16 protein-coding genes are annotated in these 20,116 nt (G+C 65.3%); 7 read left to right on the top strand and 9 right to left on the bottom strand.

Going from position 1 to position 20,116, the window contains the following annotated elements; translation table 11 throughout:
- Positions 1-623: 623 nt before the first annotated feature.
- On the top strand, positions 624-2,744 hold the full coding sequence (locus tag CSC78_RS05350) for a tetratricopeptide repeat protein (protein WP_162336868.1): 2,121 nt from the start codon (positions 624-626) through the stop codon (positions 2,742-2,744).
- A 48-nt stretch (positions 2,745-2,792) separates the two neighbouring features.
- Here CSC78_RS05350 and CSC78_RS05345 read toward each other — a convergent pair whose 3' ends face one another.
- The 5 genes from CSC78_RS05345 to CSC78_RS05325 all read right to left on the bottom strand — a co-directional run bounded on the left by CSC78_RS05345 (position 2,793) and on the right by CSC78_RS05325 (position 7,446).
- Positions 2,793-3,965: a glycosyltransferase family protein gene (locus CSC78_RS05345; RefSeq protein ID WP_162336867.1), complete on the bottom strand. Its 1,173-nt coding sequence runs from the start codon at positions 3,963-3,965 to the stop codon at positions 2,793-2,795.
- Entirely contained in the window at positions 3,962-4,798 is an 837-nt protein-coding gene (locus CSC78_RS05340; RefSeq protein ID WP_162336866.1) for a class I SAM-dependent methyltransferase, read from the bottom strand. Before CSC78_RS05340 ends, CSC78_RS05345 begins: the two co-directional genes overlap by 4 nt.
- Positions 4,795-5,745, bottom strand: coding sequence for a lysylphosphatidylglycerol synthase domain-containing protein (locus CSC78_RS05335; protein WP_162336865.1), 951 nt, complete (start codon positions 5,743-5,745; stop codon positions 4,795-4,797). The genes CSC78_RS05340 and CSC78_RS05335 overlap by 4 nt, the downstream gene beginning before the upstream one ends.
- On the bottom strand, positions 5,742-6,446 hold the full coding sequence (locus CSC78_RS05330; protein WP_162336864.1) for a class I SAM-dependent methyltransferase: 705 nt from the start codon (positions 6,444-6,446) through the stop codon (positions 5,742-5,744). Before CSC78_RS05330 ends, CSC78_RS05335 begins: the two co-directional genes overlap by 4 nt.
- Positions 6,447-6,576: 130 nt before the next feature.
- Entirely contained in the window at positions 6,577-7,446 is an 870-nt protein-coding gene (locus tag CSC78_RS05325; protein ID WP_162336863.1) for a glycosyltransferase family 2 protein, read from the bottom strand.
- 211 nt (positions 7,447-7,657) lie between these two features.
- Here CSC78_RS05325 and CSC78_RS19160 point away from each other — a divergent pair, with 211 nt between their 5' ends.
- The 5 genes from CSC78_RS19160 to coaE all read left to right on the top strand — a co-directional run bounded on the left by CSC78_RS19160 (position 7,658) and on the right by coaE (position 12,959).
- Positions 7,658-7,987 (top strand): pilin, encoded by a 330-nt coding sequence (locus CSC78_RS19160; protein WP_162336862.1) that lies wholly within the window; start codon positions 7,658-7,660, stop codon positions 7,985-7,987.
- A 93-nt stretch (positions 7,988-8,080) separates the two neighbouring features.
- The gene (pilB, locus tag CSC78_RS05315; RefSeq protein WP_162336861.1) at positions 8,081-9,814 is read left to right on the top strand and encodes a type IV-A pilus assembly ATPase PilB; all 1,734 of its coding nucleotides are present in this window, start codon (positions 8,081-8,083) and stop codon (positions 9,812-9,814) included.
- A gap of 353 nt (positions 9,815-10,167) precedes the next feature.
- Positions 10,168-11,430 (top strand): type II secretion system F family protein, encoded by a 1,263-nt coding sequence (locus CSC78_RS05310; protein WP_162336860.1) that lies wholly within the window; start codon positions 10,168-10,170, stop codon positions 11,428-11,430.
- A gap of 3 nt (positions 11,431-11,433) precedes the next feature.
- Positions 11,434-12,297, top strand: coding sequence for a prepilin peptidase (locus tag CSC78_RS05305; protein WP_162336859.1), 864 nt, complete (start codon positions 11,434-11,436; stop codon positions 12,295-12,297).
- A 44-nt stretch (positions 12,298-12,341) separates the two neighbouring features.
- Positions 12,342-12,959 (top strand): dephospho-CoA kinase, encoded by a 618-nt coding sequence (coaE, locus tag CSC78_RS05300; protein ID WP_162336858.1) that lies wholly within the window; start codon positions 12,342-12,344, stop codon positions 12,957-12,959.
- Between the two features lie 322 nt (positions 12,960-13,281).
- On the opposite strand, the gene CSC78_RS05295 is transcribed toward coaE, so the two are convergent.
- The 3 genes from CSC78_RS05295 to CSC78_RS05285 all read right to left on the bottom strand — a co-directional run bounded on the left by CSC78_RS05295 (position 13,282) and on the right by CSC78_RS05285 (position 18,237).
- A complete protein-coding gene (locus CSC78_RS05295; protein WP_162336857.1) occupies positions 13,282-14,256 on the bottom strand; it encodes a Nudix family hydrolase in 975 nt (324 codons plus the stop codon).
- A gap of 106 nt (positions 14,257-14,362) precedes the next feature.
- Entirely contained in the window at positions 14,363-17,116 is a 2,754-nt protein-coding gene (gene secA, locus CSC78_RS05290; protein WP_162336856.1) for a preprotein translocase subunit SecA, read from the bottom strand.
- Positions 17,117-17,286: 170 nt separating this feature from the next.
- Positions 17,287-18,237 carry a M23 family metallopeptidase gene (locus CSC78_RS05285; RefSeq protein ID WP_162336855.1) on the bottom strand — a complete coding sequence of 317 codons (951 nt, stop codon included), beginning with the start codon at positions 18,235-18,237 and terminating at the stop codon, positions 17,287-17,289.
- A gap of 8 nt (positions 18,238-18,245) precedes the next feature.
- Here CSC78_RS05285 and CSC78_RS05280 point away from each other — a divergent pair, with 8 nt between their 5' ends.
- Positions 18,246-18,719 carry a DUF721 domain-containing protein gene (locus tag CSC78_RS05280; protein WP_162336854.1) on the top strand — a complete coding sequence of 158 codons (474 nt, stop codon included), beginning with the start codon at positions 18,246-18,248 and terminating at the stop codon, positions 18,717-18,719.
- A gap of 201 nt (positions 18,720-18,920) precedes the next feature.
- On the opposite strand, the gene lpxC is transcribed toward CSC78_RS05280, so the two are convergent.
- Positions 18,921-19,835 (bottom strand): UDP-3-O-acyl-N-acetylglucosamine deacetylase, encoded by a 915-nt coding sequence (lpxC, locus tag CSC78_RS05275; protein WP_162336853.1) that lies wholly within the window; start codon positions 19,833-19,835, stop codon positions 18,921-18,923.
- Between the last annotated feature and the right edge of the window lie 281 nt (positions 19,836-20,116).

The raw sequence follows: 20,116 nt of genomic DNA, 5'->3' as shown, positions 1-20,116 counted from the left end.
GGAACTGGCCTACGAACACCGCAACCATTTCGCGCTCATCGGCGCGGTTCTGGCGATTGGCAGCGCGCTGGCGCACCTCGCGTCACGACTGCCTATCCGCACGGCCGTGCAGACCGGGCTGTGCGCAGCGCTGCTGCTGGCCCTCGGCGCGACAACCGCGGTGCGCGCGCACAGTTGGCGCAATGCGCTGTCGCTGGCCCAGGCCAGTGCGTTCGCGGCGCCCGATTCGCCACGCGCTTGGATCGACCTGTGCGATACGTACTTCATGGTGGGCGGCGGCGTCACGGAGCGCAACCCGAATCTGAATCTCGCCATTTCCGCGTGCGCGTCCGGGGCAGACGCCGCTCCCGACTCGCTCAACAATCTCGCACTGCTGGTGGCACTCAAGAGTCTGCGTGGCGATGTGACACCACAGGACTGGCAGCGTCTCCAGCAGCGTCTGCGTGTCGTACCGATGACCGCCGACAACACCCGCGCGCCCCTGATCCTCGTCCACTACGCAACGCTTGGCGTTCCCGTAGACAGCGCACAGATGCGGTCGGCGCTCGCAACGCTCGACCGCAGGACCACGCTGGGTCCCCGTACCCTGATCTTCATCGGCGATGCGCTGCTCAACGCACTGGATGATCCGGAACACGCCGTGCCCTACTACCTCAAAGCGATCGCGGTACTGCCGCCGGACTCCCCCTTCGCATGGCAACTCGCTGCCGCGTTGCGCGACCGCGACCACCCCGAGTTGGCCGGCAACGTGGAGCAGGCCGCCGCGGCACGTCACCAAGCGGCACCCGGTTCACATCCTGAATCGCGGCCATGAGCGCACGGCCACCGTCCCTAGTGCGATGCGACGGCTCCTTTTCACTGTCCACTCGCAAGTACCCGATCCGATGACGCTCACCTCCGGACGCTTCCTGCTGCTATTGCTGTTAGTGGCGCTGTTCGCTGCGGCCCTGTTCGGCCTCGGCGTGGGCGGAGGATTCGTCCTGGATGACGGCCACACCATCGTCGACAACATGTTCATCCGCCTCGACACACTCAACAGCAACGCATTGTGGGATGCGGCCGCCAGCTTCCACGCAGGCGGCGGAGTGCGTCCGCTGTCGATGCTGACGTTCGCGTTGGACTACTGGCGCCACGGCAGCCTTGATGCCGCCACCTTCAAGACCACGAACCTGTTCATCCACGCGGTGACCGCCGTGCTGATGGCCGTGTTCGTCCGCCGCCTGCTCCTGATCGCCGGATGGACATCGCAACGCGCCGCCCTTTGCGCCCTGATCATGGCACTCATCTGGGCGATGCATCCGCTTCAAGTATCGAGCGTGCTGTATGTAGTGCAACGCATGCAGACCTTGGCGACGCTGTTCGTCGTGTTGTCGCTGTGGTCCTACCTGTGTCTGCGGCAGGCGCAGATCGAGGGGCGTGCGGGCTGGCCCTTCGGCGTGCTGGGAGCCGCGAGCTGGGTGCTGGGCCTAGCCAGCAAGGAAGACGCCATCCTGTTGCCGGTCTACACGCTGGTACTGGAATTGACCGTACTGCAGCTTCGTGCCGCAAGCGCACAACGTACGCGCGGACTGCGCAACACGTATCTGGCGCTTGCGTTGGCGGGCATCGCCGTCACGTTGTTCTGGGCGCTGCCGCACTTCTGGAGCAGCGAGGCGTATGCCGGCCGCGACTTCAACAGCGTCGAGCGCCTGCTCACCCAAGGTCGGGTGTTGATGATGTACCTGGGGCAGATTCTGTTGCCACTACCGAGCCACATGCCCTTCAACTACGACCAGTTGACGATATCGCGCACCCTGATTGAGCCGCTGACAACCCTGCCCGCACTGCTGGCGGTCATCGCCCTGCTGGCCTGGGCGGGCCTGTGGCGCACGCGTCGTCCCGTATTCGCCTGCGGCGTGCTGCTCTTTTTCGCTGGGCATCTGCTCACGAGCACGATCATCCCGGTGGAGATGGCATTCGAGCATCGCAACCACCTCCCCCTGATCGGCGTGTTGCTGGCATTGGCGGACCTGGTGGTCGCGGGCTGGCAGCGGCTGCATGCACGACCCGCTCTGCCGATCGTCTTCACAACGGCCATCGTGGCGTTGGTGGCCGTCGCCGGGGGTCTGCGTGCCTACGCCTGGGGAGAGCCCGTCCGGTTTGCACGCCACATGGTCGACATTTCGCCGGATTCTCCGCGCGCTTGGCTGGCCTTGGGCGGTGTTTACTTCGATCTCGCCGGTCGGAAGGCCGGGCGCGACAGTCCCTACATGGATCAGGCCATCGCGACCGTCGAAGAGGCCGCGGCCCGGACGGGCTCCGCATCGGCGTACTCCAACATCGTGATCTACAAGACCATCAAGCGCAGCGTCACCCGGGCCGACTGGGATCGCCTGGCGACGCGCCTGGAAGAAGTGCCCATGCTGCCGGCCAACAAGAACATCCTGTGGACGACCCTGGCCAACGTCCGCGCGAAGATCGGGCTGGACGAGGCACAGGTATTGCGCGTCGTCGATATCATTGCGCGTCGCGCGGAGTTCTCTCCGGCCGAACACCTGATGATCGGATCCAATATCTACCTTCACACGCAGCAGGCGGATGCCGCGCTGCCCTACGTCCTGCGCGCAGCAGAAGCACTGCCGCGTGGCGACCGCAACATCATCGCCCTGCGTGACGAAATGCGCGCGCAGGGGCGCGAAGACTGGGCCGAAGCCATCGAGCAGGCGAATGCACGATCGACCGAGAAGGAGGCAGGCGCGCGTTGAGTGTGCGAAGGACTTGTCCTGATCACGGCGTCGCAGACTGGCCGCCGATCAGTCGTCCATCGGGCCGTTCGCCGCACAGAGTATCTCTAGCCACACTGCACGGATCGCTTGGCTGGACAGATGGTCCGCGAAGTACTGGCCTGCGGCTTTCCCCAATGCGATTCGTTCGGCTCGTGATTCGATAAGCGTCCTGATCGCTGTCGCCACATCGCGCGCCCATTTCTGCCTGTCCGTGCCCGCAACCAGAACAGCGGGCAGGGGTGGAAGTCCATCGGGCAGCGAGTGCGCGGCCTGGGTGACGATCGCCTTCCCGGCCGCGAGGGCGCAGTACGACTTGAAGGGGAGTACGCGGGCTGCCTTGCCCTCGCCACCGAAGACGCCGAGGCAGACGTCGGCCTCTTCGATCTCGCGCGCGATGCCGGCGAGCGGCACCCACTCGCGTATCCACGTGAAGCCGGCGACCTTGCCAGTACGCACAAACGCTTCCACCAGCGCACTTTGCTGGCCGTCGCCAATCAACCTGAATTCGATTCCGTCAGATTTCGACAACTCGGCGGCGACGGCAAGCACGATATCGATGCCGTGCAAGGGCACCAGCGTCCCCACGAACAGGACGCGCGCTGGTCTGCCTGATGGCGCTTGTTCTCGACCGGACGATGAGAACAGGCGCTCATTGATGGCCAACGGGATGGACCTGACGCGTCGTGCGGTCAGCGCGAAATCCGCGATCATCTGCCGCTTGTTGGCTTCGGTATCGACCAGCACCAGCGCCGCGGCGCGCAGGCTGCGCGCTTCAAAGCGTCGCACGATGCGCGACACAACGCCCGTGGCATCGCCACCGCCGCGATCCCGGAACATGGAGTCCCAGAGGGAAATGTACGCATCGGCGATGCATCGGGGTCGCCAACGCTTCGGAACGAGTGCAAGCCACCACAACGTAAGCGGTGCTGGGTATGGCAGGTAGGCGACATCTCCAGGCCGACTCCTGATGCACAGGCATGCCGCTTGAGCAAACCCACCTGCCACCAAGCGCAGCATGAGCCGGACTCGCTGCCGGGCCGGTCCGCGTGCGAGATGCCAAAGCCTCGTCTCGGTCGGCAGCCAGTCGGCTTTGTCGGATATCACCCATTCCGGACTGCCCATCAACACTGCAACCGTATTCATCGCGTTCGGGTAACCATCACCACGCATGGCGACACCCGCGATCCAGAGGCGCTTCATGTGGTCGCGTCGCGCCCCTTCCGGCCGACGATGACGAGGTTGAGTGGATTCGGCGGATCCTCTTCAATCAGCATCGCCTTATCGTCGAAGCCGAAATCCGCAACAGGGATCTTCATCTTCGCGTCCACCTTTCCGGGATGGGTGCGCAACGCGTGGAGGAGATCCAGGCCACGCCGGCGCAGTACGTCAGGCAGCAGAGGCAGAGTGAAAGGCAAGGTCAGCCACTTGGTCCTCCGGTATCTCCGGATCTCAACGCCAGCAACATCCCATGCCGCCCCCATCTTCAATGACGCAGCAACATCGAAAAACTGGCTTACTTTTCGCTCGAGTTGCGCGCCTGAGTATTCCCGGACATGCCAACGATTCCAGGGACGCTGACCCGGCAGCAAGCGATGGGCGCGGTCAGGCGTGACTACCACCATAACGCCTCCGGGCCTCAGTACCCTATGCGCTTCTTTCAGATAGTTGCCATCGTCCCAGACGTGTTCAATCACCTGGAACGAAAGCACCACATCAAAGGATGCGTCAGAAAACGGAAGGCTTTCCCTGGCCTTGATCTGGGAGAACGAGACGTTTTCGCGCGAGTAGCGCCGCTGCGCGAAGGCCACAGCCTCTGCATCCACGTCCACGCCTTCCACTCTCTTCGCTTCTTCACCTATACGCGCTGCGCCATACCCGCTGCCACAACCGAGATCCAGCACAATATTCCCTGCACAGTATTGCTTCGCAAATGCGTAGGAAGCGGTATGCATGACATAGATGACGTACGACTCCAAGGAGTGCATATACGCATCTTCAATCATCCGCTCGCCGGAAACGTCAAGATCAGTCATCGACTCGCCTCTGCACGCCTGATGCGGGCTTGGAGGAGCACGGCTCCCACGAAACAGAAAGCATCACCCACCATGGTGACAACACGCGCCAGCAACACGAAAACAACAAGCCTTTCGGAATCGGCAGCGCCCTGCAGCAGCATGAGCATAATGCCCTCGCGTGCGCCCAAACCAGCCGGTGATCCGGGCGTCATGAACCCGAGCAGCCACGAAAGCGCGAACGCTGATGTCACCACCAAATAGGTCAGGCCCGTGGACTCGCCGAGAGCAATCGAAACGCCCCATAACCCGACTCCGATCAGCAGGTAGTTGAAAGCGTACGCCGAGAACGCCTTGCCTGTTGCCCTCCAACCGGGAAGGGTAGCCAAGGCGGCCAGCAACCCGGCGACCTTTCCTGACCGACGGAAGCGTCTCAGGCTCCTCGACCCCGGCAACAGCAACACGGCAATACAAAGTGCTCCCATCGAGACCGTGAGGACCAAGACGTGATCGGGCCCAAGGGACGCGAGACCGCGTCCACTAGCCAGAAGCGCAAGCACGCCGACAACAACACTGGCCGTTATGGCCAGCACCGTCTCTTGGGCAACGGTGGCGACCAGCGAGGTAGTCGCCATCCCCTGCCGCATCGCGATCGCCGCGCGTGCCGCATGTTGTGCGATGTTGCCCGGGATGTACTTTGCGAGCTGAGACAGGCCGATGGTCATCGACAATACTGACGGCGACCAGCACTCGGAACGCACACGCAGGAGCACTGACCATGCCCAACCGGTAACAGGCACGATAAAGGCGTAGAGAACCGCGGCGATGCAAACCGCCAACCAGACGCCGAAGGAGGAAAAGGCCTGCCGCAACAGGGCCGGATCGAGCGTCCTTGAGGCAACGACCAGGAAGTAGACCGTCAGGGCCAGCGCGAGGATACCGGCCGCGATACGCCAGTGCCGCCTCATTCTTTCCTGGCCAGCACGAGATAGCCGGTACCCCAATCCGTGCGGGACGCCAGGCTCTGGGTGATGTTGAAAAAGCGCAGGAGCGCGCGCGCCGGCGCCGAGTCCAGCCACTTGAACTTCCTGACGTAGTAATTTCTTTCGACACCGCTCTCGCTGGTCGCCTGCGATTTGTTCAGATTGCCCTGCCTATCGCGCAAGGCACGCCGATAGAAACGCTCCCCATACCACTCGGTGAGATTGCCCAGTGGGAATCCATAGCACTCGATGTGCTCGATCACGAAGCCCTTCGAGACCAGCAGCGCCTGGAGATCATGGCGGCCATACCGTCGCCAGTGCCCTGCCCACTCGTCCCCCGCCCCCCATCTGCGCTGATGGGCCGGCACGGACATGCAAAGTCTCCCTCCCTTCATCAGCCATCCCGCCCACTCTTCTAGAGCGGCACCATCGTGTTCGATGTGCTCCAGCACATCGAAGGCGCAGACGAGCTCACGATCCTGATTCCATTCGGGATCCGGCCCGGCAACGATCCGCTGCTTGCCTCGCCCCGCCTTGGCAATGGAAGAAGCCAGCGCGCGTGCGCGCTCAGAAGTTTCGATCCCAGTGGCGTGCTCACTCCGTTGCGCAAGTTCATGCAGCAACGAGCCCCCGCCACACCCCACCTCCACAAGTCTTCCCAATGACGGATCGGCCAGCAAGCGCATGATGCGATCCCTACGCAAAAGGAATCTCGGCGTGGGTACCCATCCAAGCTCAGGAGCCACTACGCCAAGCAGAGGATCGGTCCTCATGCGGATCTACCTGCCTCGCGGAGCTCGTTGATGATGGACACAACTATTCGCCGCCTTTCTCGCGGCGGCTATGCAGATACGTCAACCCGGTGATCTGCTCAGAGATCAGGCCGATCAGGAAGATGATGACCGCTGCACTGAACAGCAGTGCGCTCATGTTGGTGAAGCGACCCTGGGTGAGGAAGGTATAGGCGTAATAGCTGAGCCCCGTCAGAAAGAAAGCAGCCGCCGTCGGCGCAAACAACTTGAGTGGCGAGTACAGCGTCGCGATCTTGAAGATGATCAGCAGGAAGCGGACACCATCGCGAAGCGGCCGGATATGGCTTTTCCCCAGACGCTTCGCCACGGGAATCGGCATGTAGGCCACCGCATACGCACTCCGGAAGAACGCCATGGTACTGGTGGTGGGGTAGCTAAAGCCATTCGGCAACAGATGGATGAACTCAAGGAACTTGTCGGCACGCACCACACGGAATCCCGACGTCAGGTCCTTGACATCGAAACCCGTCATCCGGCTTGCGAGCCAGTTGTAGAACGCGTTCGCCGCCCCCCGGTGCACGCCCGCCTGCCCAGCCCAGTCGCGCGCACCCACCACCATGTCATAGCCCTCGTCCAGCTTGGCCAGCAGGGCTGGAATGCAGCCCGGATCGTGCTGGCCATCCGCATCCATGAAGATCAGGATGTCGCCTTTCGCCGCCCGCGCGCCGCGCTTGATGGCCGCGCCGTTGCCCATCGAGTACGGCGAGGAGAGGACGGTGGCCCCATGCGCCTCTGCAATGGCAGCGGTGTCGTCCGTCGACCCGTCGTCCACCACAATGATCTCCACGCCCGTCAGACAGGCGTTGAGCGCCGGCAGCGTCTTGGCCAGTCCGCCGGCTTCGTTTTTTGCCGGCAAGATGACGGAAATGGTCATGTTTGGTCCCCTTTCGGATTAGGGTAGCTGGAAGCTCTGTGTCGAGAAAGCTTCTTCACCCTCCTTCGCCGCGGTTCGGGGGCCTTGACCCACCCACAGAATGACGCTGACGGTCACATTTTGACGTTTCCGAGCGCCAGGATAGATCCGCTGCCCGGGATGTGGCGTACTCCTTGCTTGGTCCCAAGCGGAAACCTCCGCCTGGTGCCCCATGTCCCGCGACATCCGTGGATTCACATTGATCGAACTGATGATCGTCGTGGCGATCATCGCCATCCTTGTCGCCGTCGCACTGCCCGCCTATCGCGGGTTCGCCATCCGATCGGCGGACGCCGCCTGCCTGGGCGAGGCGAAGGGGTACGCGCAGACCGTGGTAGCGGCCATGGCGAACGACTACACGATTCCCGACCATGAAGCTGGCCGATGCCAGACCATCACGACGCCTGTAGCCAACGCCACCTCCTTCACCGCCACCCCCCTTTCGCCAGGCACGGGCACAGTGACCTGCGATCTGGTGAATGGCGGTTCTTGCAACCTGTAACTTCCGACGCCCCTGCGCCGGCACTGCCGAGGGCCGACAGGCAGGCGCGGTTCTTGCTTTAATGTCGGTGGCTCTAGCTCCCCGGATATCGTCATGAATGCAGTCGCCTCCGCCAATCTCGTCGGCATCACCGGCCTCGCACGCCGCCTGGTCCAGGACGGCGCACTGGACGAGACCGTCGCCCGCACGGCCATGGCCAACGCCACCGAAGCCAAGGTGCCGCTGCCGCAGTGGATCGCCGAGAAGCGCCTGGTCACGGCGCCACAGCTGGCCGCCGCCAATGCCATGGAATTCGGCATGTCGCTGCTGGATGCCTCGGCCTTCGACCCCACGCACAACGCACTGAAGCTGGTCAGCGAGGAACTGGTGCAGAAGCACCAGGTGCTGCCGCTGTTCAAGCGCGGCGGCAAGCTGTTCGTCGGCGTATCCGATCCCACCCGCAGCCATTCCGCACTGGACGAGATCAAGTTCCACACCAACCTGATCGTCGAGCCGATCCTGGTGGACGAGGATCAGCTCAAGCGCGTACTGGATCAGTGGCAGAGCGCCGCGTCCAGCATGGGCGGCAACTTCGGCGACGACGACGACGGCCTGGACAACCTGGATGTCGACGCGGGCGACGAGGAAGCGGGTGGCGACAGCGCCGTGGACGCCAAGGGCGACGACACCCCCGTGGTCAAGTTCGTCAACAAGGTGCTGGTGGACGCGATCAAGCGCGGCGCCTCGGACATCCACTTCGAGCCCTATGAAACCGACTACCGCGTGCGCCTACGCATCGACGGCATCCTCAAGCAGGTGGCCAAGGCGCCGACCAAGCTGAAGGACCGCATCGCGGCCCGCCTGAAGGTGATGTCGCAGCTCGACATCGCCGAAAAGCGCGTCCCGCAGGACGGTCGCATCAAGCTGAACCTGTCCAAGACCAAGCAGATCGACTTCCGCGTCAGCACCCTGCCCACGCTGTTCGGCGAGAAGATCGTCCTGCGTATCCTGGACGGCAGCGCGGCCAAGCTGGGCATCGACAAGCTGGGCTACGAGCCCGACCAGCAGAAGCTGTTCGAAGAGGCCATCCACAAGCCCTACGGCATGGTGCTGGTGACCGGCCCGACCGGCTCGGGCAAGACGGTCAGCCTGTACACCGCCCTGGGCATCCTCAACGACGAGACCCGCAACATCTCCACCGCGGAAGACCCGGTGGAAATCCGCCTGCCCGGCGTCAACCAGGTGCAGCAGAACAACCGTCGTGGCATGACCTTCGCCGCGGCGCTACGCAGCTTCCTGCGCCAGGATCCGGACATCATCATGGTGGGCGAAATCCGCGACCTGGAAACCGCTGAGATCGCCATCAAGGCAGCGCAGACCGGTCACATGGTGCTGTCCACGCTGCATACGAACGACGCCCCGCAGACCATCGCGCGCCTGATGAACATGGGCATCGCGCCCTACAACATCACCAGTTCGGTGACGCTGGTCATCGCCCAGCGCCTGGCCCGCCGGCTGTGCGGCAAGTGCAAGCGGCCCGTGCCGCTGCCGCCGCAGGCCCTGCTGGCGGAAGGCTTCAGCGAGGCTGAGATCGCCACCGGCTTCACCGTGTACGAGGCGGTGGGCTGCGACGATTGCACCAGCGGCTACAAGGGCCGGACGGGCATCTACCAGGTGATGCCGATGAGCGAAGCCATCCAGGAGATCGTGCTGGAAGGCGGGAATGCGCTGCAGATCGCCGAGGTCGCGCAGAAGGCCGGCATCAACGACCTGCGCAAGTCGGCACTGCTGAAGGTGCGCAACGGCATCACCAGCCTGGCCGAGATCAACCGCGTCACCAAGGACTGAGTCGCCGCGTGCCTCCAAGGGTGCAGGGCAAGATCTGTAGGAGCGCCCCAGGGCGCGATGCTTTCCGGTCCGTGCACGAAAGAGCATCGCGGGCATGGCCCGCTCCTACAAGGGTGCGGGGCGAAATCTGCAGGAGCGCCATCGGGCGCGATGCTGTCCGGCCCTCCGCGGAGGAAAGTGCATCGCGGGCATGATCCGCTCCTGCGGCCGTTCTGGCCTGCCGTCCTGGCTGCGGGGTACCCCATTCACCGAAACCCGGCCGCCGTCACAGGCGCGGCGCTTCCATTGGGCCGATAACCGGCTACCATGCGGCATTGACGTCCGGGTGGGGAAATCCGGACAGGGGACTACCGATGGCCGTGACCCGTTCCGCTGCGAAATCCGCCACCGCGCCCGCGCGCGAGAATCCGCTGAACCTGTTCGTCTGGGAAGGCACCGACAAGCGCGGCGTCAAGATGAAGGGCGAGCAGTCGTCCAAGAACGCCAACTTCCTGCGCGCCGAACTGCGCAAGCAGGGCATCACCCCGACCGTGGTGAAGGTGAAGCCCAAGCCGCTGTTCGGCACGGCGGGCAAGACGATCTCCGCCAAGGAGATCGCCTTTTTCAGCCGCCAACTGGCCACGATGATGAAGTCCGGCGTGCCGATGGTGTCCTCGCTGGAGATCATCGAAGGCGGGCAGAAAAACCCCCGCATGGGCAAGATGGTGCAGCAGATCCGCTTCGACATCGAAGGCGGTTCGTCGCTGTACGAGGCGATCAGCAAGCACCCGGTCCAGTTCGACGAGCTGTACCGCAACCTGGTGCGCGCCGGCGAGTCAGCCGGTGTTCTCGAGACCGTGCTTGAGACCATCGCCAGCTACAAGGAGAACCTGGAAGCGCTGAAGGGCAAGATCAAGAAGGCGTTGTTCTACCCGACCGCCGTCATCGCCGTGGCGATCCTGGTCTGCGCGGTGATCCTGATCTTCGTGGTGCCCACGTTCGAGGAGACGTTCGCGAGCTTCGGCACTGAACTGCCCTATTTCACCCAGTTGGTTATCGGACTGTCCCGCTTCATGGTCAGCTGGTGGTGGCTCATCCTCGCCCTGGTGGTGGGTGCCGGCTTCCTGGGCATGTACCTGTTCAAACGGTCGCCCGCGTTCCAGCATGCGGTCGACAAGCTGATCCTGCGCGTGCCGGTGATCGGCCAGATCATGCACAACTCGTCGATCGCGCGTTTTGCCCGTACCACGGCCGTGACCTTCAAGGCCGGCGTGCCGCTGGTCGAGGCGCTGGATACGGTGGCCGGCGCTACCGGCAACTCCGTGTACGAGAAGGCCGTCCATCGCATGCGCGACGACGTGTCGGTGGGCTATCCACTGAACATGGCGATGAAGCAGACCCAGCAGTTCCCCCACATGGTGGTGCAGATGACTGCCATCGGCGAGGAAGCCGGTGCGCTGGACAACATGCTGTTCAAGGTGGCCGAGTACTACGAGCAGGAGGTCAACAACGCCGTGGATGCGCTGTCGAGCCTGATCGAGCCCTTCATCATGGTGATCATCGGCGTGCTGGTCGGCGGCCTGGTGGTGGCGCTGTACCTGCCGATCTTCAAGGTCGCCGCGACGGTGGCCGGCTGACCGGTGGCGTTCCTCGATCAACACCCCGAACTGGGATACCCGGTCGTCGCAGGCCTCGGCCTGCTGGTGGGCAGCTTCCTCAATGTGGTCATCCTGCGGCTGCCCAAGCGGCTGGAGTGGGAGTGGAAGCGCGACGCGCGCGAAGTGCTGGATGAGCCGGAGCTCTACGACCCGCCGCCACCCGGCATCGTGGTCGAACGCTCGCACTGCCCGCACTGCAAGACGCCGCTGTCCTGGTACGAGAACATTCCGCTGTTCAGCTGGCTGGTACTGCGTGGCAAGTGCCGGCACTGCAAGGCCCCGATCTCGCCGCAGTACCCGCTCGTCGAACTGCTGACCGCCGTGCTGGCGGTGGCCTCGGTATGGCGCTTCGGCTTCGGCTGGCAGGGCTTCGGCGCGGCGCTGCTGAGCTGCTACCTGGTGGCGCTGAGCGGCATCGACCTGCGCACGCGGCTGTTGCCCGACCAGCTCACCCTGCCGCTGATGTGGCTGGGCCTGATCGGCAGCCTCGACAACCTTTACATGCCGGCCAAGCCCGCGCTGCTGGGCGCCATCGCCGGCTACGTATCGCTATGGCTGGTGTGGTGGCTGTTCAAGCAGGTCACCGGCAAGGAAGGCATGGGCCGCGGCGACTTCAAGCTGCTGGCGGCGCTGGGCGCCTGGGTCGGGTTGAGTGGCGTGCTGCCGATCATCCTGATCTCCTCGGTGGTGGGCGCGGTGATCGGCTCGGTCTGGCTGGGCATCAAGGGCCGTGATCGCGCGACGCCCATCCCGTTCGGGCCTTATCTGGCCATCGCGGGCTGGATCGTCTTCTTCTGGGGCGAGCAGATGGTCGACGCCTACCTGCGGTTCGCGGGACTGAAATAAGCCGGCCGGGGCCGGGCCTGCGTGCCCTGCCCCATACTCCGCCCATGAGCGATTACTTCATCGGACTGACCGGCGGCATCGCCTCGGGCAAGAGCGCGCTGGAGAAGGCGTTCGCCGCGCACGGCATCGTCGTGGCCGACGCCGATCTGCTGGCCCGCGAGGTGGTGCAACCGGGCACGCCCGCGCTGGCCGCCGTGGTGGAGCGGTTCGGACGCGGCGTGCTGCTGGCGGATGGCCAGTTGGACCGCGCTGCCCTGCGCCAGCGGGTGTTCGGCGACGACGTGGAACGGCGGGCGCTGGAGGCGATCCTGCATCCCGCGATCCGCGCACGCCTGCAAGAGATTTGCCAGAACGCGACCAGTCCCTACGCCATCGCGGTGATCCCGCTGCTGGCCGAAGGCGGCGGCCGTGAGGCCTATCCGTGGCTTCACCGGATCCTGATGGTCGACACGCCGACCGCCGTGCAGAAAGCACGGCTGATGCAGCGCGACGGCATCGACGCGGCACTGGCGGAACGGATGATGGCCGCCCAGGCCTCGCGCGCCGACCGGCTGGCGCTGGCCGACGACATCGTCGTCAACGACGGCGATATCGCACACCTGCAGCGCGCCGCCGACGCGCTGCACCGACGGTACCTGGCCCTGGCGGCCGCCACCCCGTAGAGCGGAGCTTGCTCCGCTGACCCGGTGACCATGCCTCCAGCCGAGCAAGCTCGGCTCTACATCGACTGAGGCGCTTCCCGAACCGTGGCCGGCCAAAGGCTCCGCATCGCCTCGGTCCCGCCTCGTAGAGCGGAGCTTGCTCCGCTGGCCTGGTATGGCCATGCCTCGCGGAGCCGAGCAACCTCGGCTCTACGTCGACTGAGGCGTTTCCCGAACCGTGGCTGGCCAAAGACTCCGGATCGCCTCGATTCCACCCCGTAGAGCGGAGCTTGCTCCGCTGCCCTGGTGTGGCCATGCCTCGCGGAGCCGAGCAAGCTCGGCTCTACATCGGCGAAGGTGCTTCCCGAACCATGGCTGGCCAAAGACTCCGGATCGCCGCGATGCCCTGCGCGCCGTGCCGGCGTGCCTCGTCGATATCCGCGGGCGTCATGCCGCCGATGGCGTAGATTGGCAGCGACACGCCTTCGCGCAGGTGGACGAAGCCGGGCCAGCCGAGCGATTGGCCGCCGGGGTGGCTGGGCGTCGGATGGAGGCTGCCGACGACCGCGAAATCGCACCCCACCGCTTCGGCCTGTTGCAGTTCGACAGCGGTGTGGCAGGACGCTGCGACCGCCAGGCCATCAGGCAGCGGCCTGGCCGTCAGTGCCGCGAGTTGCGATGCCCGCAGGTGCACGCCGACCTGCAGGTCGCGCGCCAGGTCGATGTCGCCGTTGAGCAGCACCTCCACGCCTGCATCGCGGCAGCGTGCGACGGCGCTCCGCGCCAGCGTCGTCCATGCCCCGCCGGACAGGCTGCGCACGCGCAGCTGCACACGACGGACACCGTCCGCGAGAGCCTGTTCGAGCGCGGCCAGCCAACGCGCCGGATCTTCCGGCTCCGGCGTGACCAGATAGCGATCCGGTTGCCGCAGTGCCGCCACCACGGGGCGGTCGGCCGGCGGCATGTCGTAGCGCATCAGCTTGTCGGGCGCGACCCAGGCCAGCGCCTGGCCCTCATGCCCACGCGGCGTGCCCGTCCAACCCGTCAGGTGGCGGACTTCCAGGCACAGCCGCTTGTCGGGGTACTGCTGCGGGACGCTGATGACGTGCTCGCCCACCCGCGCCTCGATGCCGAGTTCCTCCCGCAACTCGCGCACCAGCGCGTCTTCCGGACTCTCCCCCGGCTCCTGCTTGCCGCCGGGAAATTCCCAGCGCCCGGCCAGGTCGCGCCCCTCCGTGCGGCGGGCCAGCAGGATGCGGCCGCGCGCGTCGGTGATGACGGCGGCCATGACATGGATGGAACGCAACGGGGTGGGCATGGAAACAGCTTGCCGGGAACCGGCCGGTAGACGCAAATAGTCCCGCCTACCCAAAGAAAAAGCCGCGCAATGCGCGGCCTTTTCCGTCAGGCGATGCGGCGATGCCTCAGGCCAGCTGGCCGTGGCAGTGCTTGAACTTCTTGCCGCTGCCGCAGGGGCACGGGTCGTTGCGGCCGACCTTGGGTGCATCGCGGTGCGCCTGCACCGGGCCGGACTGCACGTAGCCGCCCTGCGCCGCCGCCAGGCGCTGCGCCTCTTCGGCTTCCTCGTCGGCACCGTAGCCGCCGGCATCCTGGTGCTGGAACTGCATCTGCCGAGCCTGCGCCTCGGCCATCGCGCGCTCCTGCGCCTCCAGTGCCGCGACCTCTTCCTCGCTGCGGATGCGCACGCGCGACAGCAGGGTGACCACTTCGCTCTTCACCCGCTCCAGCATGCTGGAGAACAGCTCGAAGGCTTCCTTCTTGTACTCCTGCTTGGGCTGCTTCTGCGCATAGCCGCGCAGGTGGATGCCCTGGCGCAGGTAGTCCATGCGCGCCAGGTGCTCCTTCCAGTTCTTGTCGAGCACGGTCAGCATGATGTGCTTTTCCAGCGCGCGCATGGTTTCGCCACCGATCGCGGCTTCCTTGTCCGCGAAGTGCTGGTCCATCGCTTCCTGCACGCGGCGCTCGATGGTTTCGGCGTCGAGCTCTTCGGCCTCTTCGCGCCAGCGGCTCACGGGGATCTCCGCGCCCATCTCTTCGCCCAGTTCGCTTTCCAGGCCGCGCAGGTCCCACTGCTCGTCCACCGAGTTCAGCGGCACGAAGCGGGCGACCGTCTCGGCGACCACGTCACCGCGGATGCCGTCGATGTTGTCCTTCACCGACTCCGCATCGAGCAGCTCGTCGCGCTGGGCGTAGATCACCTTGCGCTGGTCGTTGTTGACGTCGTCGAAGTCCAGCAGGTTCTTGCGGATGTCGAAGTTGTGCGCTTCCACCTTGCGCTGCGCCTTCTCGATCTGCCGGCTGACCAGCTTGTCCTCGATGACGTCGTCTTCCTTCATGCCGATCAGCTTCATCGCCTTCTGGACCCAGTCCGAGGCGAAGATGCGCATCAGGTTGTCTTCCAGCGACAGGTAGAAGCGGGACGAACCCGGATCGCCCTGGCGGCCGGAACGGCCGCGCAGCTGGTTGTCGATGCGGCGCGATTCGTGGCGTTCGGTGCCGACGATGTGCAGGCCGCCGGCGGCCTTCACGGCGTCGTGGCGCTGCTGCCACTCGGCCTTCACCGCGGCGCGCGCGGCCTCGTCGGCGTCTTCGCCCAGCGCTTCGTATTCGGCTTCCAGCGAACCGCCCAGCACGATGTCGGTACCGCGGCCGGCCATGTTGGTGGCGATCGTGATCGCACCCGGACGACCGGCCTGCGCGACGATGTGCGCTTCGCGCTCGTGCTGCTTGGCGTTGAGTACCTCGTGCGGCACGCCGGCCTTGTTGAGGAAGTCGGACAGCATTTCCGACGTCTCGATCGAGGTGGTGCCCACCAGCACCGGCTGGCCACGCTGGTAGCAGTCCTGGATGTCGGCCAGCACCGCCTTGAACTTGCCCTGGCGGTTGAGGAACACCTGGTCGGGCGAATCCTTTCGCACGGTCGGGCGGTTGGTCGGGATGACGATGACTTCCAGGCCGTAGATGCTCTGGAATTCGAAGGCTTCGGTATCGGCCGTGCCGGTCATGCCGGACAGCTTGTTGTACATGCGGAACAGGTTCTGGAACGTCACGCTGGCCAGCGTCTGGTTCTCGCGCTGGACCGGCACGCCTTCCTTCGCCTCGACCGCCTGGTGCAGGCCGTCGGACCAGCGGCGACCCGCCAGCGTGCGGCCGGTGAACTCGTCGACGATGACCACTTCGCCATCGCGCACGATGTAGTCGACGTCGCGCTGGTAGATGGCATGCGCGCGCAGCGCGGCGTTGAGGTGGTGCACGACCGACAGGTTGTTGGCGCCGTACAGCGGTTCCTCCTCGCTGATGATGCCGGCCTGCAGCAGCAGTTCCTCGGCGTGCTCCATGCCCGCTTCGGACAGGTGCACCTGCTTGCCCTTCTCGTCGACCCAGTAGTCGCCCTCGGCTTCCTCGCTTTCCTGCTTGATCAGCTGCGGCACGATGCGGTTGACGCGGATGTACAGTTCCGGCGACTCGTCGGCCGGACCGGAGATGATCAGCGGCGTGCGCGCCTCGTCGATCAGGATGGAGTCGACTTCGTCGACGATGGCGTAGTGCAGGCCGCGCTGGAAGCGGTCGGCGCGCGACATCGCCATGTTGTCGCGCAGGTAGTCGAAGCCGAATTCGTTGTTGGTGCCGTAGGTGATGTCGGCGGCGTAGGCGCCCTGCTTGTCGCCGTGCGGCATGCCCGGGTAGACCACGCCCACGCTCAGGCCCAGCCAGTTGTACAGGCGGCCCATCCAGGCCGAGTCGCGACGGGCCAGGTAGTCGTTCACGGTGACGACGTGCACGCCCTTGCCTTCCAGCGCATTGAGGTAGGTCGGCAGCGTGGCGACCAGCGTCTTGCCTTCACCCGTGCGCATTTCCGCGATCTTGCCCAGATGCAGCACCATGCCGCCGATCAGCTGCACGTCGTAGTGGCGCATGCCCAGCACGCGGCGGCTGGCCTCGCGGCACACCGCGAAGGCTTCGGGCAGGATCTTGTCGAGCGATTCCCCGCCCGCGATGCGCTGCTGGAACTCCGGCGTCTTGGCCTTCAGCTGCTCGTCGGTGAGCTTCTGCAGCTCCGCTTCCAGTGCGTTGATCTTGTCGACGGTGCGGTGCAACTGCTTGAGCAGACGCTCGTTGCGGCTGCCGAAGACACGGGTGAGCAGGTTGTTGATCATGTAGGGAACCGGAAAGGAAAAGGACGCCGGGGCGGCGCAGCGTGTGCGGCCCCAAAACGAAACAGGGCGCAAGGCGCCCTGTCTGGCAACACCGTATTGTAGCTTGGGGCGCCGCCCGGGGAATCAAGGCGGGCCGTCAGACCGTCCCGCCCCCGATTGGTTCCGCGCGATCAGCCGCGCTTGACCTGGCCCACCGGCGTCGGGCCTTCGCCCAGGAACTTGCGCGGATTGACCACGCGCCCGTTTTCCCACACCTCGAAATGCACGTGCGCGCCGGTCGAACGGCCGGTCGAGCCCGCCTTGGCGACTTCCTGCCCCACGCGGACAAGATCGCCCGCACGCACGCTGAGGCGCGAGTTGTGCGCATAGCGGGTGACGTAGCCGTTGCCATGGTCGACGTCGATGACGTTGCCGTAGCCGCCCTTCACGCCGGCGAAGCTCACCACGCCATCGGCCACCGACAACACGGGGTCGCCCACGCGCGCCTTGAAGTCGATGCCCTTGTGGTTCTGGCCGCCGCCGCCGAACGGATCGGCGCGACCGCCGAAGCCGGAGGTGATGTAGCTGTTGGTGATCGGCATGCGGCCGGGGGTCGCGTTCCTGTCCAGTTCGCGGTTGAACAGCAGCGCTTCCAGCACCGACAACTGGCGACCCGAAGCGGCGAACTGCCGCTCCAGCTTGTCCACGCCGTCCTTCAGGTCGGCGGGCTTCATGTCGAAGGAGACATCGTTGCCGCCGACGCCGACCGGCTCATTGAAGTCGAACTCGCCGTCCTGCAACTGGCCCACGCGGGTCAGGCGCTCGCCCAGGGCATTCAGGCGGTTGGCCTGCGCCTGCAGCTCGCCCAGGCGCGCGGCCATGGCATTGATTTCCTGCTGGGCGCCGCGGCGCACCTGCTCCAGTTCCGCATCGCGCTGCTCGGCCTTGGCCTGCAGCAGCGAGACCTGGCCCAGGCCGGCGGCACTGCGTCCGGCCGCGCCGACCAGCAGGCCGGCGGCGACCAGCACCGCGGCGCTGACCAGCGGACGTGCATGGAACGCGAGGCGGATACGGTAGGCACCATGGGCGGACGCATGGGCCCACCAGGTACGCGAATTGTTTACGATGGTCTCAAAGCTCATAGATACCGATGTCTGATTCGAAGTCCAAGCCGCGCCGCGCCGGCATCGCGCAACCTGCCCTGCAGGCTGCCCTGACGGATGCCGCCACCGACCCGGTGCGTCGCGCCCTGTGGCTCGACGCCTTGGAACAGCAGCTTCGCCCCTGCCTTCCGCCTGCCCTCGCGCCGCATTGCCGGTTGGCGAACGTGGCGGGCAAGCGGCTCGTTTTTATCGTCGACTCCCCCGTGTGGAACGCCCGGCTACGCCTGGCGGCACCCGAATTGATCAACGTGGCCCAATCCATCGGACTGGCAGTCACCGAAGTCACTGCCAAGACGAGTCTGGCGCCGCTTCATCCCCGGAAGCCTGCGCAGAACCCGGTCGTACCCGTATCGGAAGCGTCCCGCAAAGGCCTGCAAGCCGCCCTCGACCTCCTGTCGGCATCGGACTCCGCCGACGCGCCGGCCCCTAGGGGCATTCATCGTGGGAGGCGGAAAATTTGACCCGGCCATCACGAAGGACGGGGCATGGTACCGGCCACCGCCGGTCGGGACGTTAGCCGGAAGTTAAGGACGCGTTATTTTCGGACCCATTCCCTGACTGACGTCACACTTTCGTCAAGGCGTAACCAATCGCACACCACCGCGTGACGGGGGTGGGAAACCGGGCGACAACGGATTCACCGTCCCGGCGGGACGGACGTCTCAGACAGCGAGGGCCGGGGTCACGTAGGCGACCGGCGACGGCGTGGCGCGGTCCTCGAAGGTCACTTCTTCCCAGGCCGAGGTCTCGGCCAGCAGGGCACGGACCAGCTTGTTGTTCAGCGCGTGGCCCGACTTGAAGCCCTCGTAGGCGCCCAGGATGGGCTTGCCGGCGAGGTACAGGTCGCCGATGGCGTCGAGGATCTTGTGGCGGACGAACTCGTCCGCATAGCGCAGGCCGTCCTCGTTCAGCACGCGGAACTCGTCCAGCACGATGGCGTTGTCCATGGAGCCGCCGAGGCCCAGGTTGCGCTCGCGCATGTACTCCAGGTCGCGCATGAAGCCGAACGTGCGCGCGCGCGCGACTTCCTTGATGTAGGCGCCGGTGGAGAAGTCCACTTCCGCACGCGACTGCGAGGCCGGGATCATCGGATGGTCGAACTTGACGGTGAAGCCGAGCTTGAAGCCGTCGTAAGGATCGAAACGCGCCACCTTGTCGCCCTCGGTGACTTCGACCGGACGGAGGATGCGGATGAAGCGCTTCGGTGCGTCCTGCTCGGCGATGCCGGCGGACTGGATCAGGAACACGAACGGACCCGCGGAGCCGTCCATGATCGGCAACTCGGCCGAGGACAGTTCCACATAGGCGTTGTCGACGCCGAGGCCGGCCATGGCCGACATCAGGTGCTCGACGGTCTGCACCTTGGCGCCTTCACAGGTCAGGCCGGTGCACAGCGTGGTCTCGGTGACCAGTTGCGCGCTGGCAGGAATCTCCACCACCGGCGACAGGTCGATGCGACGGAACACGATGCCGGTATCCACGGGGGCCGGGCGCAGGGTCATGTAGACCTTTTCGCCACTGTGCAGCCCCACGCCCGTCGCGCGGATCACGTTCTTGAGGGTGCGTTGCTGGGCCATCGGCAGGAATTCGCAGGTGGGGGGAACCTGAGCGGGCAGCGAGAATATCACGCAGACCACTGAATCTTAACGGAAGAACCTGTCTGTCCCACCCCTGCAACAACGGTCTGCTAAGGCCGCCGGGAAAGGGCTGCCGGACCGGCGAAGGTCCGGCAGCGAAGGGACATGGCAGTACACAGCCCCTTCCCCCGCATGCGGGGGAAGGTTGGGATGGGGGCTCCGAAGACCGCTCGCTCGAACCCACTGGATGGCATTCGCGTCGACCGACTCCGCTTGCCCCC

The organism is Pseudoxanthomonas japonensis, assembly GCF_010093445.1.
Taxonomy (GTDB): Bacteria; Pseudomonadota; Gammaproteobacteria; order Xanthomonadales; family Xanthomonadaceae; genus Pseudoxanthomonas_A; species Pseudoxanthomonas_A japonensis.
The sequence above is the reverse complement of the archived record's forward strand: the minus strand, read 5'-3'. Positions and strand labels throughout refer to the sequence as shown.

What these genes read in the sequence shown, in the direction of transcription:
- CSC78_RS05280 (WP_162336854.1), top strand. Translation starts at nt 18,246, where the DNA reads ATGTCTGATTCGAAGTCCAAGCCGCGCCGCGCCGGCATCGCGCAACCT.
- CSC78_RS05350 (WP_162336868.1), top strand. Translation starts at nt 624, where the DNA reads ATGATCCGGAACACGCCGTGCCCTACTACCTCAAAGCGATCGCGGTAC.
- coaE (WP_162336858.1), top strand. Translation starts at nt 12,342, where the DNA reads ATGAGCGATTACTTCATCGGACTGACCGGCGGCATCGCCTCGGGCAAG.
- CSC78_RS05295 (WP_162336857.1), bottom strand. Translation starts at nt 14,256, where the DNA reads ATGCCCACCCCGTTGCGTTCCATCCATGTCATGGCCGCCGTCATCACC.
- CSC78_RS05335 (WP_162336865.1), bottom strand. Translation starts at nt 5,745, where the DNA reads ATGAGGCGGCACTGGCGTATCGCGGCCGGTATCCTCGCGCTGGCCCTG.
- CSC78_RS05345 (WP_162336867.1), bottom strand. Translation starts at nt 3,965, where the DNA reads ATGAAGCGCCTCTGGATCGCGGGTGTCGCCATGCGTGGTGATGGTTAC.
- CSC78_RS19160 (WP_162336862.1), top strand. Translation starts at nt 7,658, where the DNA reads ATGTCCCGCGACATCCGTGGATTCACATTGATCGAACTGATGATCGTC.
- CSC78_RS05285 (WP_162336855.1), bottom strand. Translation starts at nt 18,237, where the DNA reads ATGAGCTTTGAGACCATCGTAAACAATTCGCGTACCTGGTGGGCCCAT.
- secA (WP_162336856.1), bottom strand. Translation starts at nt 17,116, where the DNA reads ATGATCAACAACCTGCTCACCCGTGTCTTCGGCAGCCGCAACGAGCGT.
- CSC78_RS05325 (WP_162336863.1), bottom strand. Translation starts at nt 7,446, where the DNA reads ATGACCATTTCCGTCATCTTGCCGGCAAAAAACGAAGCCGGCGGACTG.
- pilB (WP_162336861.1), top strand. Translation starts at nt 8,081, where the DNA reads ATGAATGCAGTCGCCTCCGCCAATCTCGTCGGCATCACCGGCCTCGCA.
- CSC78_RS05330 (WP_162336864.1), bottom strand. Translation starts at nt 6,446, where the DNA reads ATGCGCTTGCTGGCCGATCCGTCATTGGGAAGACTTGTGGAGGTGGGG.
- lpxC (WP_162336853.1), bottom strand. Translation starts at nt 19,835, where the DNA reads ATGGCCCAGCAACGCACCCTCAAGAACGTGATCCGCGCGACGGGCGTG.
- CSC78_RS05310 (WP_162336860.1), top strand. Translation starts at nt 10,168, where the DNA reads ATGGCCGTGACCCGTTCCGCTGCGAAATCCGCCACCGCGCCCGCGCGC.
- CSC78_RS05340 (WP_162336866.1), bottom strand. Translation starts at nt 4,798, where the DNA reads ATGACTGATCTTGACGTTTCCGGCGAGCGGATGATTGAAGATGCGTAT.